Raw genomic sequence first — 14368 nt, 5'->3', positions numbered from 1 at the left:
TTTCTACATTTAGCTTACCATATTTAAGTCTAAAAATAATTACAAGTTCATGAACAATTCACTGTTTCTCCAAATATCAACAAGGGGATGTCCAAAAGGTCAAGTGCAAACCTTTCAACATCCCCTACTTAAGATTTATTTATTTGTATTACAGTTTCTTCAAAGCAATTGACACAATCCTTTTTCTCCATCTTCAACTTAACATTTATTATTTGTCTTACAGGACATTAAAATATCTTGCTTCCGGGTGAGCGACGACAAATGCAGTAACAGAGGCTTCCGGCTCCATCATAAACCCTTCCGTCAACTGGATGCCAATTTTTTCAGGTTGCAGTAATTTAAATAATTTCGCTTGGTCTTCTAAATCTGGACATGCCGGATAACCGAATGAAAACCGTTGACCTTGATATTTTGCCTGAAAACGATCTTTCATTGAAAAATCGAGCGGATCCGGAAATCCCCAACGATCGCGAATTAATTGGTGAGTTCGTTCTGCTAACCCTTCCGCCAGTTCCAACGCCATGGCCTGAATTGCATGACTTTTAAAAAATTCACACTTTTCCTTAAACTGAATAGACAACTTGCGAATATTTTCCCCGGCTGTTACAGCAAACAAGGCTATATAGTCATGAGGAATATCCTCCGTCTGTTCACTCACATAATCAGCAATACATAAATATGGCGGCTTTTCTTGTCGTGGAAAGTTGAAAGTTTCGATGATTGTTTTTTTCGTTTCTGCATCCAGAATATGGATAGAATTTCCTTCACGATAAGCAGGAAAAAATCGGTAAATTGCAGACGGTCGGAACCAATTTTCCATTTTTCCTAATTCGAACAATTCATCGATCACTGCTTTTATTTCCACTGCCTTTGCGTGATTTTCAGCCAGCATTTTGTTAATATTTCCTTTTAGTCCAAAATGATGTCCAATCAACATTTGCATATTCACATAAGGAATAATTTGATCCAGTTCTATATTTGTCAATATATGTTCGTGACAATCAACCGGTTGAAAAACAATCGGTTTCGATACATCAGACTTGTTTACTTGTTTCTTTTCCTCTGTTTCAGCAACTTTGGAAAATGAGTTCGCCTCTTTCTTTTCCGCATTGTCAGAAGAGAACGTTTCCGGCTCCTCCATTAAACGATTGGCCAAGGCTAATCCATCCATTGCATCTTTTGCATAGAGAACCGGTCCATGATATTCCGGTGCAATTTTATTTTCAGTGAATTTTCGTGTTAAAGCGGCACCACCGACAAGAATGGGAACAGAGATGTCTTGGCCTTGCAAATCTTGGGCAGTTAACACCATTTGTTGTGCCGATTTTACCAGCAACCCGGACAATCCAATGATATCCGGTTTTTCTTTTTTTACTGCTTCGATTAATGTTTGCGGTGCTACTTTTATTCCTAAATCGATCACTCGGAATCCGTTATTCGATAAGATAATGTCAACTAAGTTTTTTCCAATATCATGAACATCCCCTTTGACCGTTGCCAGCAACACTTTCCCCTTCCCGTTTGTCTCCTGCTTTTCCATGTAAGGTTCAAGAAAAGCAACAGAAGCTTTCATTACTTCCGCACTTTGGAGGACTTCCGCAACAATCAGCTGATTATCGTTGAATAACTTGCCAACAGTATCCATTCCTTGCATCAAAGGTCCATTGATGATATCCAGTGGATTTTTATATTTTTCTAACGCTAATTTTAAATCATCGATTAATCCTTGTTTTGTCCCTTCCACAACATATTGCGCCAGCCGTTCTTCCAAAGATAAATGAACATCCGGTTGTTTTTCTTCTTTCTTTTTATCACGATAAAAATTGGTAAATTCAGCAAGGGTTATATCATTTGTTTCAAATAATAATTTTTCTGCCAAAATCCGTTCTTCTTCGGGAATCGAGGCATACCGTTCTAATTTTTCTGTATTCACAATTGCATAATCTAACCCTGCTTGTGTACAGTGATATAAAAAAACTGCATTCAGTACTTCTCTACCGGCCGCCGGGAGTCCAAATGAAACATTACTGATACCAAGTATGGTTAAACAATCGGGGAATGTTTCTTTTATCAACCGGATTCCTTCTACTGTTTCTTTGGCAGAACCGATATATTGTTCATCACCGGTACCAACCGGAAAAACGAGCGGGTCGAAAATAATATCAGTAGGTGAAATGCCGTATTCATTTACCAAAATATCATATGAACGTTTTGCGACAGCTAATTTTTGCTCCCTCGTTAAAGCCATTCCACTCTCATCAATGGTACCAACAACAACAACGGCCGCACCAAATTGTTTCATGAGCGGAATTATTTCATGAAATCGTTTCATGCCATCTTCTAAATTTATCGAGTTAATAATCGACTTCCCTTGGATATATTCCAGTGCCCGTTTTGTAACCTGCCAATCGGTTGAATCAATAACTAAAGGAACCTTAACTTTCTTGACAACTTCTTTGATAAACTTTTCCATATCATGAAGCTCATCCCGATCCGGATCAGCAAGACAAACATCAATGACATGGGCTCCGTTTTTCACTTGATTGCGGGCGATTTCAGCCGCTTCTTCATATTTCCCCTCTGAAATCAAACGTTTAAATTTCCTTGATCCGATCACATTCGTCCGCTCACCAACAAATAGCGGTCGCATCGTTTCATCATATCTTAACGGTTCGATACCGGAAACACGATGTTCATGCCGTTTTTCGCCTAACGGTCTCGGTTGAATGTTTGAAAGTACTTTAGCCAATTCACGAATGTGGTCCGGTGTCGTTCCGCAACAACCGCCGGCAATATTTAACCATCCTTTTTCAGCAAAATCTTTTATTTTTTGCGCGAGTGACAGCGGCGTTTCATGGTAATGTCCTTCTTCATCCGGAAGTCCGGCATTCGGATAACAGCTCACGGCAATTTCGGCCATATCAGCTAAAGTCCGGATATGATCCGTCATAAATTCGGGTCCGGTTGCACAGTTGAGTCCCACAGCAAATGGTTTGATATGTTCACTTGATATATAAAAAGCTTCAATATCCTGCCCGGCTAATGTTGTCCCCATTGGTTCGATCGTTCCGGACAGCATAAGCGGAACTTGAATGCCCATTTTTTTTGCCGCTTCCTGTATGCCCAAGAAGGCTGCTTTCACATTTAACATATCTTGACTCGTTTCCAGCAGTAAAAAGTCAACACCACCGGCCAATAAACCTTCTGCTTGAACTTGGTAATTTTCCACTAATTGATAAAAGGTGGCACCACCGGTCACGGATAACGTTTTTGTTGTCGGACCCATTGAACCCGCTACAAAGCGGGGCCATTGTTCTGTAGAATATTTTTTTGCCGCCTGTACAGCCAATTCCGCACCTATTTTATTAATTTCAAAACTTAAATGACCAAGCCCGTACTCATCAAGAACAAGCGGGGTTCCGCCGAATGTATTTGTTTCGATTATATCCGCACCCGCTTCTAAATAAGCTTCATGAATACTTTTTATCACGAGCGGAGCCGTTATATTCAAGTACTCATTACAGCCATCGTATTCCTCTCCCCCGAAGTCCTCTATGGAAAGTTCTTTTTGCTGAATCATTGTTCCCATTGCTCCATCCAGGATGAGAATCTTTTTTTCCAACTGTCTGTTCAACTTATACACTGGTAATCTCCCTTTCTACTTTCATCTGTTCTTTTTCATGAATGTAATTGATGAGTTCAACAGACATTTGATAATTTAAAAACGGGGTAATCAGATAAATGCCGTGAAAGAGATCAAAGGCGACATCAATCAAATGTTTCGCAATCGCAATCCCTTCCCGCTTCCCTTGTTCTTTATCATTTCCTACCTTTTTCATTTGTTCACGAACGGAATCAGGCAGTTTAATTCCGGGTACTTCATTATGAATGAATTCCGCATTGCGAGTGCTCGTTAACGGCATAATCCCGATATAAATCGGAACATCTAAATGTTTCGTTGCGTCATAGATATTAATAATCAACTCTTCGGAATAAACCGGTTGTGTAATAAAATAATCGGCACCGGAGTGAATTTTCTTTTCTAATCTAGCAACTGATTTTTCAATAATTTTTACATGAGGGTTAAAAGCAGCCGCTACTGTGAAATTTGTTTTTTCTCCTAAAGATGTTCCGGAATAGGATAAACCTTCATTAAATTGCTTAATTAACCGAATTAAGTCAAATGAAGTCAAATCAAAAACCGATGAAGCTCCGGGAAAATCACCAATTTTTGTCGGATCACCGGTTAATGCTAAAATGTCATGGATACCTAACGCATGTAATCCCATTATATGTGATTGAATACCGATTAAATTCCGGTCCCGGCAAGTTAAATGAACAATCGGGCGGAGATGATAACGATTCTTCACAATTTGAGCACAAGCAACATTACTAATCCGCGGTGATGCCAAAGAATTATCCGCAAGTGTAATTGCGTCAATCTTTGCGTTTTTTAACGCGCTAACCCCTGATAAAAATTGACTCATCGGCAATGTTTTAGGCGGATCAAATTCAACAATAACGGATCTTCTACTTTTTACGATATCAACCAGAGACGGTTCATGAACTTGTTGAATTTGTGTTAATTGAATGATTGGTTTTTCTTTAATAACTTTTTTCTCAGTGACCGGAGAAAGATTTTTCACCGCCTCAGCCATTGCTCTAATATGTTCGGGTCTTGTGCCGCAACATCCTCCCAATAAACGGACCCCTTCTTTTACGAATTGAATCGTTGCTTCATAAAAGTATTGTTCATCCGACTCATATACTAATCGTCCATCTTCCATTCTTGGCAAACTTCCATTTGGATAAGCAGATAAAAATGCACCATTTGGTATAGGGATCTCCTCAAATGATTGAATCATATGGTATGGTCCAAGCCGACAATTCAGTCCAACGATATTTGCGCCAAGATCAATAAGTTGGTTGAAACCTTCCGCCAAAGGAGTCCCGTTTTGCAATACACCCTTTTCATGTAAAGAAACATTTGCCATTATCGGTAAATCTGTTTTCTTTCTTGCTACTTCGAGAACCGCTTTTATTTCATCTAAATCATAATAGGTTTCTAATAAGATTCCGTCAACTTGTTCTTCCAGTAATATGTCCAATTGTTCCTCGAAGCATTGTAAAATATCATTTGTTGAAAAAATTGCTTTTTGGAAAGTCCGGATCCCACCGATTGTACCGAGAACATAAACCGGCTTACCGCTTGTCTTTACCGCTTTTTTTGCGATTTCAACTGCTTTTGCGTTAATTTCTTGTACTTCGTTTTCCAATCCGTATCGGGCAAGTTTGATCCGATTTGCTCCATATGTATTGGTTTGAATGATCTTGGCTCCCGCTTCAATATACTCCCGATGAATCCGTTCAATTTCTTGCGGATTTGATACATTTAGTTCTTCAAAACAACGATCAATCCCATATGAATACAACAGTGTTCCCATAGCGCCGTCCGCTATCAAAATTTGCTTTTCAAGATCTTGTATTAATCCCATTGTGTTCCCCCCCAATAGAAAAAAGCCTTCCAAAGAAGAAGACTTTTTTTATCTAATCTTCTTCTTATCTTTCGTGCTGAAAAGAAAGCACGTTGGATTTAGCACCGTGGTACCCATGGGTATCCGGTTGCTGAAGCTTCATCGGGCCAGTCCCTCCACTTCTCTTGATAAGAATCATCCATTTATTTTTTTAATATAAATTACTCTTACTTTAACGAATTTTGATAAAATAATCAATAAAAAAATGAAAACTTCATAAAATATTTTTGTCTTTTTTTGGCCATTCGTCTATTCCAATCTTGTTCAGTCAAAGTCGGTTAGAAACCGGGCAAATAGTTCAAACCAAATTTTTCTCAATAATATTCCTAATTTTCACCCATTATTTCGTTGCAAAAACTTTTGATAAAAATGAACATTGTGCTTATACTACTAATATCAAGTGAAAAAGATAGAATGGTTTCGAGAGGAGAAAAAATAATGGTAAATGTTTTAATTGTCAGGGCACACCCGCTAAATCAAGAAGTATCTCGGTCTATGAAAGTAACCGATGCCTTCCTTAACGCTTATAAAGAGATGCACCCGGATCATAAGATTAAAGATATAAATTTATATCATGTAAACGTCCCTGAGATTGACCGAGACCTGCTTAATGCATGGAATGATTTGAATCAAGGAAAACCTTTTGATTCGTTATCTGATTCCCAACAGCAGAAGGTAAATATGTTCAATTCATATACGGAAGAATTTCTGCAACAAGATAAAATTATTATTGCGAACCCGTTGTGGAACTTAAGTATACCGACACGATTAAAAGCTTGGATTGACTGTATTACCGTGGCCGGGAAAACATTTAAGTATACGGAAACCGGATCGGTCGGTATTGTGAAAGGAAAAAAAGTCCTACATATTCAAGCAAACGGAGGAGTATATAATGGTTCAGACCCGGCCAGCCAATATGTGAAAACCATTTTTACCTTTTTAGGTGTGACCGACTTTCATCAACTATTTGTTGAAGGGATGGACCATAACCCGGAAAAAGCCGATGAAATTGTAGAAAAAGCAGTCGAAAAAGCCCAACAATTGGCAAAAGCTTTTTAGGAATGACTGTTTATTCTTTATTTAGGATGAACAACAAAGATAGATGGAGGTGAGTCTTTTGGTAAAGGACGATCACAATCATAATGACTCCGGATCAAAATATCACGAAACCCATGCCGGACAATTGCCCGATTACGGCGGTAACAGTAAAGAGGAAAAATTGTTAAAAACAACTAAGAAGAAATAACAGTAAAGTGAAACTTCCATCGGTGGGGTTTTTTATCCCACTGATGCCACAAATAAAACGCCTACGATGGCGTTTTATTGTTTTCCAATTGCTTTTTTAATGTTGATGGTGAAGGTGAACTTCATATTGGGTCCTACACATAACTGAATTTTCATGGGGATTTTCACTGTTCTCCATTTGAACGGTGACATGTTGAATCCCTTTATGAGCCAATTCATGTTCAATGTTCCGTAAAATCTTTTGACAATCAGTGATCGATAAATCCCCGTCAACAACAGCATGGCAGGATAGGGCATTGCTTCCGCTCGTAATGCTCCATACATGCAAATCATGAACACTGATTACTCCGGGTATGTTTATCATTGTGTTTACAATGTCATCAATATCAATATTTTGCGGTGTCCCCTCCATTAAGATATGAAGAGAATCCATGGTAACCCGCCAACCACTGTTCAAAACTAAGACGGCAACAATAAGACTGGCAACCGGATCGGCCCAACCCCAACCAAATAGCATAATGAGAATGGCCGCAACAATTGCTCCTATCGAACCTAACATATCGCTTATTACATGCAAAAAGGCTGCATGCAAATTTAAATTTTCATGCGTATCACCTTGGCGCATCATAATCCAAGCAACAAGAATATTGACAAATAAACCAATAATCCCGATTACAAACATACCTGTTGACGCAATTTCCGGCGGGTTGGAAAATCTGCCAATTGCCTCATAAATGATAAACGCAGCAATCACAATAAGCGTTAGACCATTAAAAAAGGCCGCCAATATTTCCAATCGTTTATATCCGTATGTTTTACTATAATTTGCAACTTTTTCCCCAAAAGTAAATGCTAATAATCCAATCCCCAATGAAATTGAATCACTTAACATATGACCGGCATCGGAAAGAAGTGCTAAGCTGTTCGTTAATAACCCGCCAATTGCTTCAACAATCATATATCCTGTTATGATCAAAAAACTTATCAATAAGGCTTTTTTATTTCCTGTATGGGAATGGCTATGGCCATGATGGTTTGACATTTTAATCCCCCTACGTATGAAGCATATTTTTTTACTTCCAATATATTTATCCATGTTCATATAGGAATGTTCCAGTGAAAAAAATTTTTCCTCCGTCCTTATTATCCTATCTTAATTAGAAAAAATGGTCACCGACGAATCTATGTGGACATAAGACATTTTATTCATGGCGTGCATGTTCAATGGCTTGTTTTAATAAATCCATGACATGGTTATCGTCATAGGAATAATATAAAGTCGTTTTCTCTCGACGGTACTTCACAAGCCGTAAATTTTTTAAAAAACGTAATTGATGGGATACGGTCGATTGTCGTAATCCTAAGGTTTTAGCAATTTCATTTACCGCGTATTCCTTTTCGAAAAGCAAATTTAGAATCCGGATTCGTGTCGGATCGCTCAATGCTTTAAAGGTCTGTGAAACGACAAATAATGTTTCCTCGTCTAAATCTTTCTCATTCGGTTTCTCGAGTCTTTCATCTTCCCCCATAAAATGATCACCTTCCATATTCTTATATTTATATATTAACATATATTCATATATTAATCCAGTTAAATCCAGATAAACTTTTTCAGTAAGTAAATTTGGTCAGGGATAGCAAATTTTTTATTCATTTGTTACGATAAACTTATGCTTCATTACAAAACTCCAATAATGGACATATAGAAAAGAGGATTCATTATGGAACAAAATATTCGTTTCCAGTCAAAAATTCATGTTGATTTACGCGATGTTGATTTTACAAAAAAAGTGAAATTAAGCACCCTTTTTAGCTATTTTCAAGATGTCGCAAGTCTGGCCTCAGTCGAATTAGGTTATGGAATTGAACAACTGGAAAGCCAATTTGGGGTAAGTTGGGTTTTAATTCGAATTCGTGTTGAAATTACACGAATGCCGGAATGGGACGAGAAAATAACGATTGAAACTTGGCCGCTAGAACCTAAACGAATCGAATTTAAAAGAGATTATCTTGTCCGTGACGCCAATGGAGAAATCATCATCCGGGCGGTTTCGGTCTGGGTATTAATGGATATCCACCAACGGAGACTGAAACGCAATGATGCAATTGGCATTCATTATCCAAGTGTCATTAAAGAAAGAGCTCTTGAGAAAAAACTGGGGAAATTGAATGGCAATGGACATCTTGAAAAAGTATATCAAAAAGTAATCGGGTATAGTGATGTAGATTTTAACGGACATTTAAACAATTCCAGATATGTTGACTATGCAATGGATTGTTTTCCAATCGAAAATCACCGGCAATTTGAAGTAAAGGCGATTGAAGTAAATTTTATTAATGAAGCCTTACCGGGCGATACCATCACATTGTTTCGTGATGTATCAGAATCTCGTGAAAACAAAATTTATATCGAAGGTCAAAAGGGAGATTCCGGAAGTACTGTTTTTAAAGCGACAGTAGAAATAAGCGAAAGATAATTCGTTCATCTTTTGAAATGAGGCTCTTTATTTTATTAGGGAGCCTCATCACTATGATTTTCTTTCTAGCCACTCTTTACTCCATACAGAATAAAGGCAATTCCGATAAATACCCAAATAATTTTTGTAAAAGAAATTTTATCTGCCATCCCGATTAAACCAATGGACGTTGTTGTAATTAAAATAAGCGGTCCGATCAATGCTAAAGAGCTATTGACAACTAAAGCTTTCTCTACATTGTTTAACTTCAAAATAATTAGTGCAACTAATATTTCTAAGGATCCGGAAAAAATGCGTAAAAATGCCATCCCCAAAATTGCCTTTTCGAACATTTGAAACATGTTCTGCCCTCCCTTTACCTAACTATAAAATGTATATGAAGCAGTAGGAAAAAGAAGGACAAGTTTTTACTCGCCATAAAACAATAAAGTGCGGGATAACGGTTTTGTCTTTACCATAAATATATTATGTAAAATATTCCAGCTTTGCTTCCGGAAAAAACTTTTTCATATATGCATGTAAGTGATTCTGAATTTCTAATTGCTCATCATCTTTGTATACATATTTGCCTATACCATATTTTCCCCACTTATATTTTCTCGCTTCTTCATTCAGTTCCAGTTTTGTCATTGGATAATTTTTTTGTATGACTCGTTTGGCCGGTTTTGTAAAACGATGCTGAATAAATTCAAACGTTAAATCTTTTCTTACCTCTTGCGGCAATTCCGCATCCAATCGCTCAAATAAATGGTAATAACCTTCCTCCCATCCTTCATGCAAATAGATAGGAGCGACAATAAACCCTAATGGAAAGCCGGCTTTGGCAACTTTTGCGGCTGCTTCAATTCTTTTGGTTAATGGTGCCGTGCCCGGTTCAAAGTACTTTATTACATAATCGGCATTAATACTAAAGCGGAATCTTGTTTTGCCATTATGTTTCGCATCTAATAAATGATCGACGGAATCAAATTTCGTCACAAACCGGAGCCTGCCATATTCAGACTCACCAATATGTTCAATCGCTCGCTTTAATGAATGGGTTAAATGATCGATTCCAACAATATCGGACGTACATGAAGCTTCAAATCTCGTTATTTCCGGTGCTCGCTCCTCCATATATTTATCAGCAGCTTCAAAAATTTCCTCGACATTTACATACGTTCGAATATACGGTTTATTGCCCATTGTCGTTTGTAAATAGCAATAATGACAATGACCCATACAACCGGTCGCAAGTGGAATGGCATATTCCGCAGAGGGCTTTGATGTATCGAAACGGAGCGTTTTCCTTACTCCGACGACTAATGTTGATTTAGCCACTCGGTATTTCTGAAAATCATTATCGCCGGGTAAATCACGTATTTGATTGTGGGATGTCGTATAGCGAATTTCTAAATTCATTTTTTCAAATTTATCAAACAATTGTTTTCCGAGCGGATACTCTAAAGCTTTCGGTTCAAAATAAACTAGTCGGGGCATAAACGGCTTCACGATCAATTTCACTCCCTTCTTTAAAAATAAGTCTCTTCATCATCACCAAAAAAATAATGATATGCTTGCTTTGCTTCTTCCTCACTTTGAAAAATAGCGATTTCATCTGAGAGCGGATAATATGTTTCATATAAAAAAATAGCCAGTTGATTTGGATTATCGGGATGGCGAACGACTGCAGCTTCTTGTATATTGGCAACATCTTGTGTATGAGGATTGCGATAAAATACATAGACAATATCCCCTGCTTGATAAGAATGGTTTTCATCAAAAAAGTTCATCTAATCACCTCTTTCATCTACATTTTGCCTATAAAAACTTTTATTATAAAAAATTTTGCTTGGTAATTTTCACTATTTATGTTTCATCAATCGTTTTGAAGAGAAAAATTTATGATAAATAATATGATCTAGCAATTTGTCAGTTCGGTCCCTTAGCCGCTTATACTCAATTCTTAAAATTTACTGCAACAAGCCTGGGGAATATAATCCAATTCGGGCCGATTACCTCTGTAATAAGCGAGGCTAATTTCGGATTAACCTGCAATAACCAGCGCCTGTGAGCAATCCCATTTGTTTTATTGTTAAATTTTCCCAAATCCATTTGATAAAAATATTTCATTTCCCTCGTTTTTAAAATTTCTGTATGAAGCTTGGCAACTCCATTAACGGAGAAACTTCCCACGATGGCAAGTTTCGCCATATGTATTTTTCCGCGAGCAATGATTGTCATTTCCGGAATCTGTTCCCTAAACTCGGGATAATCATACCAGATTCGTTGACAAAACCGTTCATTGATTTCATGGACGATCATGTAGATTCTCGGTAACAATTGTTGAAACATTTCGATTGGCCAAGTCTCCATTGCCTCACTTAATGTCGTATGGTTGGTATAGGCAAAAACTTTTGTCGTAATATTCCATGCATCGTCCCAGCTCAATCGTTCTTCATCCATCAAAATCCGCATCATTTCCCTTGATAGGATTAGCTTTTTACAGGCAACCGTAATCTAACAAGATTTAAAAAAATTTTATGCATTTGACTTTACAATTTAGCACCGTTTGTTTCAGAGTTCTTTACACATTCAAAGATGTTCGAACTGGCAATAACCTCAATGGTACGATCATTCGCTGTCCTAGTTGCGGACAATTGGGTAACCACATCCTTACAATCTTTTGCATGTAAGATCTCGCGAATGCGAATTTGACCTTCAATCCGTTATAAACGGTTTTTCACTTGACTATAAAAGCCTTCGGGAATATGATTATTAACAAAACTTGTAAAGGTAAGAGCAATTAATGCAGAAAAACAACTAAAAAAGAGAAGTCGAAGCCCATTATTTGCGTAAAGAGAAAATATACATGATAGAGATGGTCGTAAGTGGAACAATTTCATCTGCTCCCTATTTATACTGACAAAACAATGGCCAAATCTTGCCGTCCATGAAGAAAAATATGGCTTATTTTTAACAAAAACAAGCATATTGAGTTGTAAAAATCATTTTCTGGTATATAATAAAAATAGAAGATGATACTAAAAAAGGATGCCTTAAAAATGGCATCCATATATACAACTACACTGCCAGAATAGCAGTGACCGCATGAATTTCAGAGCAGAAAAACCCTACCCTTTAAAACACTTGGTCGGTGCAAGGGTGGGGTTATTTCTTTTTATTGAAAAAGATAGCCACTAAAACTGATATGAATGTTAAAATAAACATTCCGAAGGCTAACATCAAATTTAGTGCTTCATACGTAACCACCAGTGGCCACCTCCCTTCGAAGGAAGTTTTTAAAACATCACCTCCATTCAAAGAAAGATTGCGGCCACTGCCCACCCTGCTATGTAGTTGTATGTCTCAATTATATCATTTTTTCAGCCTAGTTCTACTTGAATCTGATCGTCAATACTTTTTTCTTTCAAACTCTACTTTTATGCAGATACCCCATTTGCTGCAATTTTCCTTTTACACCTAAAGCGCTTTCCAATTCGAACAGCAATCTTTTCTATGTTTTATCCTACATAGTACAAATCATCTGCATTTCTTTTTCATGTAAATTTAATATCAATAACGAATCGAACCCGGCAAGCTTTTATACCGAATTTACATAATCTCCGTTTAATTTATTATAGATGTCCATTGAGTTCCTCTTATGACTGGAATTACCATAATAGAATCATCAACCGATAAGAAAACTAATATTGCCGCTACGAACGAAAGGAGGGATATTTAATGATTAAAAAATATTATCCGGTTTTATTGTTAACCTTTAGTTTACTCACCGGATGTAATGGAAATTTTGGTGCAGACAATGGGAATGAAAATAATCAAGTTAGAGATACGAATATGGAAGAAAGTTGGACACCTAATCAAACTTCGCCATATTATAGCGTTACCAATGACGAAATCCATGCCAACCGAAGAACAAATGGTGATAGGCAGATGACAGATGATATAAACAATAATGAAATTTCAGCAACTTCAACAAAAACGAACAGTAATAACTATCCCCATACGAAGCCGATATTAATACAAGAGGCAAAATATGATTATGTACCAACCAATGAAGAACAAATAAGTTATCGAAATGAAAGAATCCAAAGATATTTTGGCGGGCAATTCAGCCAATTTTTTGGGGGAACAAATCGAGGGCAAGGCAACAATAATCAACAAGCGGGACCACCAAATGAAGGACAGACAGGAGCACCCGGAACAAACAATCAAAACCAACAAAATACAACCAATCCAGAAGCCAATCAAAATGCAGGCATATCGGAATTCGCCAGACAAGTTGTAAACTTAACAAACGAACAAAGGAAAAAAAACGGATTGGCTCCTTTACAAATTGATACGACATTAAGTGATGTCGCCCAAAGAAAATCTCAAGATATGCAACAAAATAATTATTTTTCTCATACAAGCCCCACCTATGGATCACCGTTTGATATGATGCGTGATTTTGGTGTTACTTACAAGACGGCAGGAGAAAATATTGCACAGGGGCAAAAAACACCTAAAGAAGTAGTAAACGCATGGATGAACAGTTCCGGGCATCGTGCTAATATATTAAATAAAAACTTCACCCATATAGGAGTTGGTTTTGAAACACAGGGATACCATTGGACACAAATGTTTATCGGGAAGTAAGAAACCTAAATGGCGGCCAGCATTATGCCGCCTCATAAATGAAAAAACGCCACCCTTCCGAATTGAGTTCACTGAGTGACCGCTAAAGTTGAACTCTATGAAGGCAATATCTTCGTATCTTCGCTTCATAAAGCTGACGAGATTGGTTCTCGTCGTCAAAATAATGCTCTTTTCTCTTCAAAATGGCGACGAGAACGGGGTTCGTCGCCAAAAAGTGAAGTTTCCGGCCTCAAATTGACGACGAGAAAGGGCCTCGTCGCCAAAAAATGGGGGTTCCGGCAAAAAATGACGACGAGAATGGATCTCGTCGCCAAAAAATGGGGGTTCCGGCAAAAAATGACGACGAGAATGGATCTCGTCGCCAAAAAAGTGAGTTTTTCGGCTCAAAATGGCGACGAGAACGGGGTTCGTCGCCAAAATAAAGCTATTTTCTCTTCAAAATGGCGACGAGAACGGGGTTCGTCGCCAAAATAG

The 14368-nt window shown here is 37.6% G+C and carries 14 protein-coding genes, 1 pseudogene and 1 riboswitch; of the genes and pseudogenes, 5 read left to right on the top strand and 10 right to left on the bottom strand.

Annotation, left to right across the window (positions count from 1 at the left end; genetic code table 11):
* Nucleotides 1-217: 217 nt before the first annotated feature.
* Entirely contained in the window at nt 218-3643 is a 3426-nt protein-coding gene (gene metH, locus NSQ14_RS08330) for a methionine synthase (protein WP_346217075.1), read from the bottom strand.
* Nucleotides 3636-5495, bottom strand: a complete 1860-nt coding sequence (locus tag NSQ14_RS08325) for a bifunctional homocysteine S-methyltransferase/methylenetetrahydrofolate reductase (protein WP_346217074.1) — start codon at nt 5493-5495, stop codon at nt 3636-3638. Before NSQ14_RS08325 ends, metH begins: the two co-directional genes overlap by 8 nt.
* Nucleotides 5496-5556: 61 nt before the next feature.
* Nucleotides 5557-5669, bottom strand: a riboswitch (SAM riboswitch).
* 303 nt (nt 5670-5972) lie between these two features.
* Between NSQ14_RS08325 and NSQ14_RS08320 the strand changes: the two genes are divergently transcribed.
* The gene (locus tag NSQ14_RS08320; RefSeq protein ID WP_346217073.1) at nt 5973-6593 is read left to right on the top strand and encodes an FMN-dependent NADH-azoreductase; all 621 of its coding nucleotides are present in this window, start codon (nt 5973-5975) and stop codon (nt 6591-6593) included.
* Nucleotides 6594-6651: 58 nt separating this feature from the next.
* Entirely contained in the window at nt 6652-6780 is a 129-nt protein-coding gene (locus NSQ14_RS08315; protein ID WP_255602025.1) for a hypothetical protein, read from the top strand.
* 96 nt (nt 6781-6876) lie between these two features.
* Here the strand turns inward: NSQ14_RS08315 and NSQ14_RS08310 are convergent, their stop codons facing one another.
* Together NSQ14_RS08310 and NSQ14_RS08305 are read right to left on the bottom strand one after the other, a co-directional pair.
* A complete protein-coding gene (locus NSQ14_RS08310) occupies nt 6877-7821 on the bottom strand; it encodes a cation diffusion facilitator family transporter (protein WP_251245655.1) in 945 nt (314 codons plus the stop codon).
* Between the two features lie 160 nt (nt 7822-7981).
* Complete coding sequence (locus NSQ14_RS08305) at nt 7982-8308, bottom strand: ArsR/SmtB family transcription factor (RefSeq protein WP_244809669.1); 327 nt, start codon at nt 8306-8308, stop codon at nt 7982-7984.
* A gap of 192 nt (nt 8309-8500) precedes the next feature.
* Between NSQ14_RS08305 and NSQ14_RS08300 the strand changes: the two genes are divergently transcribed.
* Nucleotides 8501-9256, top strand: coding sequence for an acyl-[acyl-carrier-protein] thioesterase (locus NSQ14_RS08300; protein ID WP_251245653.1), 756 nt, complete (start codon nt 8501-8503; stop codon nt 9254-9256).
* Between the two features lie 65 nt (nt 9257-9321).
* On the opposite strand, the gene NSQ14_RS08295 is transcribed toward NSQ14_RS08300, so the two are convergent.
* The 6 genes and pseudogenes from NSQ14_RS08295 to NSQ14_RS08270 form a co-directional block, all read right to left on the bottom strand.
* Nucleotides 9322-9588, bottom strand: coding sequence for a YqhV family protein (locus NSQ14_RS08295; protein ID WP_034769963.1), 267 nt, complete (start codon nt 9586-9588; stop codon nt 9322-9324).
* A 133-nt stretch (nt 9589-9721) separates the two neighbouring features.
* Nucleotides 9722-10750 carry a spore photoproduct lyase gene (gene splB / locus NSQ14_RS08290; RefSeq protein WP_346208525.1) on the bottom strand — a complete coding sequence of 343 codons (1029 nt, stop codon included), beginning with the start codon at nt 10748-10750 and terminating at the stop codon, nt 9722-9724.
* Between the two features lie 17 nt (nt 10751-10767).
* Nucleotides 10768-11028 carry a transcriptional regulator SplA domain-containing protein gene (locus NSQ14_RS08285; protein WP_034769908.1) on the bottom strand — a complete coding sequence of 87 codons (261 nt, stop codon included), beginning with the start codon at nt 11026-11028 and terminating at the stop codon, nt 10768-10770.
* Between the two features lie 193 nt (nt 11029-11221).
* Nucleotides 11222-11719, bottom strand: a pseudogene (locus NSQ14_RS08280) (glycogen/starch/alpha-glucan phosphorylase); the annotation flags it as partial.
* A 71-nt stretch (nt 11720-11790) separates the two neighbouring features.
* A complete protein-coding gene (locus tag NSQ14_RS08275; RefSeq protein WP_231553317.1) occupies nt 11791-11961 on the bottom strand; it encodes a metal-sensing transcriptional repressor in 171 nt (56 codons plus the stop codon).
* Nucleotides 11962-12406: 445 nt separating this feature from the next.
* Nucleotides 12407-12508 carry a putative holin-like toxin gene (locus NSQ14_RS08270; protein WP_268756472.1) on the bottom strand — a complete coding sequence of 34 codons (102 nt, stop codon included), beginning with the start codon at nt 12506-12508 and terminating at the stop codon, nt 12407-12409.
* Between the two features lie 471 nt (nt 12509-12979).
* Here NSQ14_RS08270 and NSQ14_RS08265 point away from each other — a divergent pair, with 471 nt between their 5' ends.
* Entirely contained in the window at nt 12980-13894 is a 915-nt protein-coding gene (locus NSQ14_RS08265) for a CAP domain-containing protein (RefSeq protein WP_231553313.1), read from the top strand.
* Nucleotides 13895-13969: 75 nt separating this feature from the next.
* Nucleotides 13970-14368, top strand: coding sequence for a hypothetical protein (locus NSQ14_RS08260; protein WP_034769905.1), 399 nt, complete (start codon nt 13970-13972; stop codon nt 14366-14368).

The organism is Caldifermentibacillus hisashii, assembly GCF_039654145.1.
Classification (GTDB): domain Bacteria; phylum Bacillota; class Bacilli; order Bacillales; family Caldibacillaceae; genus Caldifermentibacillus; species Caldifermentibacillus hisashii.
This window is presented reverse-complemented; position numbering and strand designations above follow the sequence as displayed.

What these genes read in the sequence shown, in the direction of transcription:
- NSQ14_RS08325 (WP_346217074.1), bottom strand. Translation starts at nt 5,495, where the DNA reads ATGGGATTAATACAAGATCTTGAAAAGCAAATTTTGATAGCGGACGGC.
- NSQ14_RS08320 (WP_346217073.1), top strand. Translation starts at nt 5,973, where the DNA reads ATGGTAAATGTTTTAATTGTCAGGGCACACCCGCTAAATCAAGAAGTA.
- NSQ14_RS08310 (WP_251245655.1), bottom strand. Translation starts at nt 7,821, where the DNA reads ATGTCAAACCATCATGGCCATAGCCATTCCCATACAGGAAATAAAAAA.
- NSQ14_RS08305 (WP_244809669.1), bottom strand. Translation starts at nt 8,308, where the DNA reads ATGGGGGAAGATGAAAGACTCGAGAAACCGAATGAGAAAGATTTAGAC.
- NSQ14_RS08300 (WP_251245653.1), top strand. Translation starts at nt 8,501, where the DNA reads ATGGAACAAAATATTCGTTTCCAGTCAAAAATTCATGTTGATTTACGC.
- NSQ14_RS08295 (WP_034769963.1), bottom strand. Translation starts at nt 9,588, where the DNA reads ATGTTCGAAAAGGCAATTTTGGGGATGGCATTTTTACGCATTTTTTCC.
- NSQ14_RS08285 (WP_034769908.1), bottom strand. Translation starts at nt 11,028, where the DNA reads ATGAACTTTTTTGATGAAAACCATTCTTATCAAGCAGGGGATATTGTC.
- NSQ14_RS08265 (WP_231553313.1), top strand. Translation starts at nt 12,980, where the DNA reads ATGATTAAAAAATATTATCCGGTTTTATTGTTAACCTTTAGTTTACTC.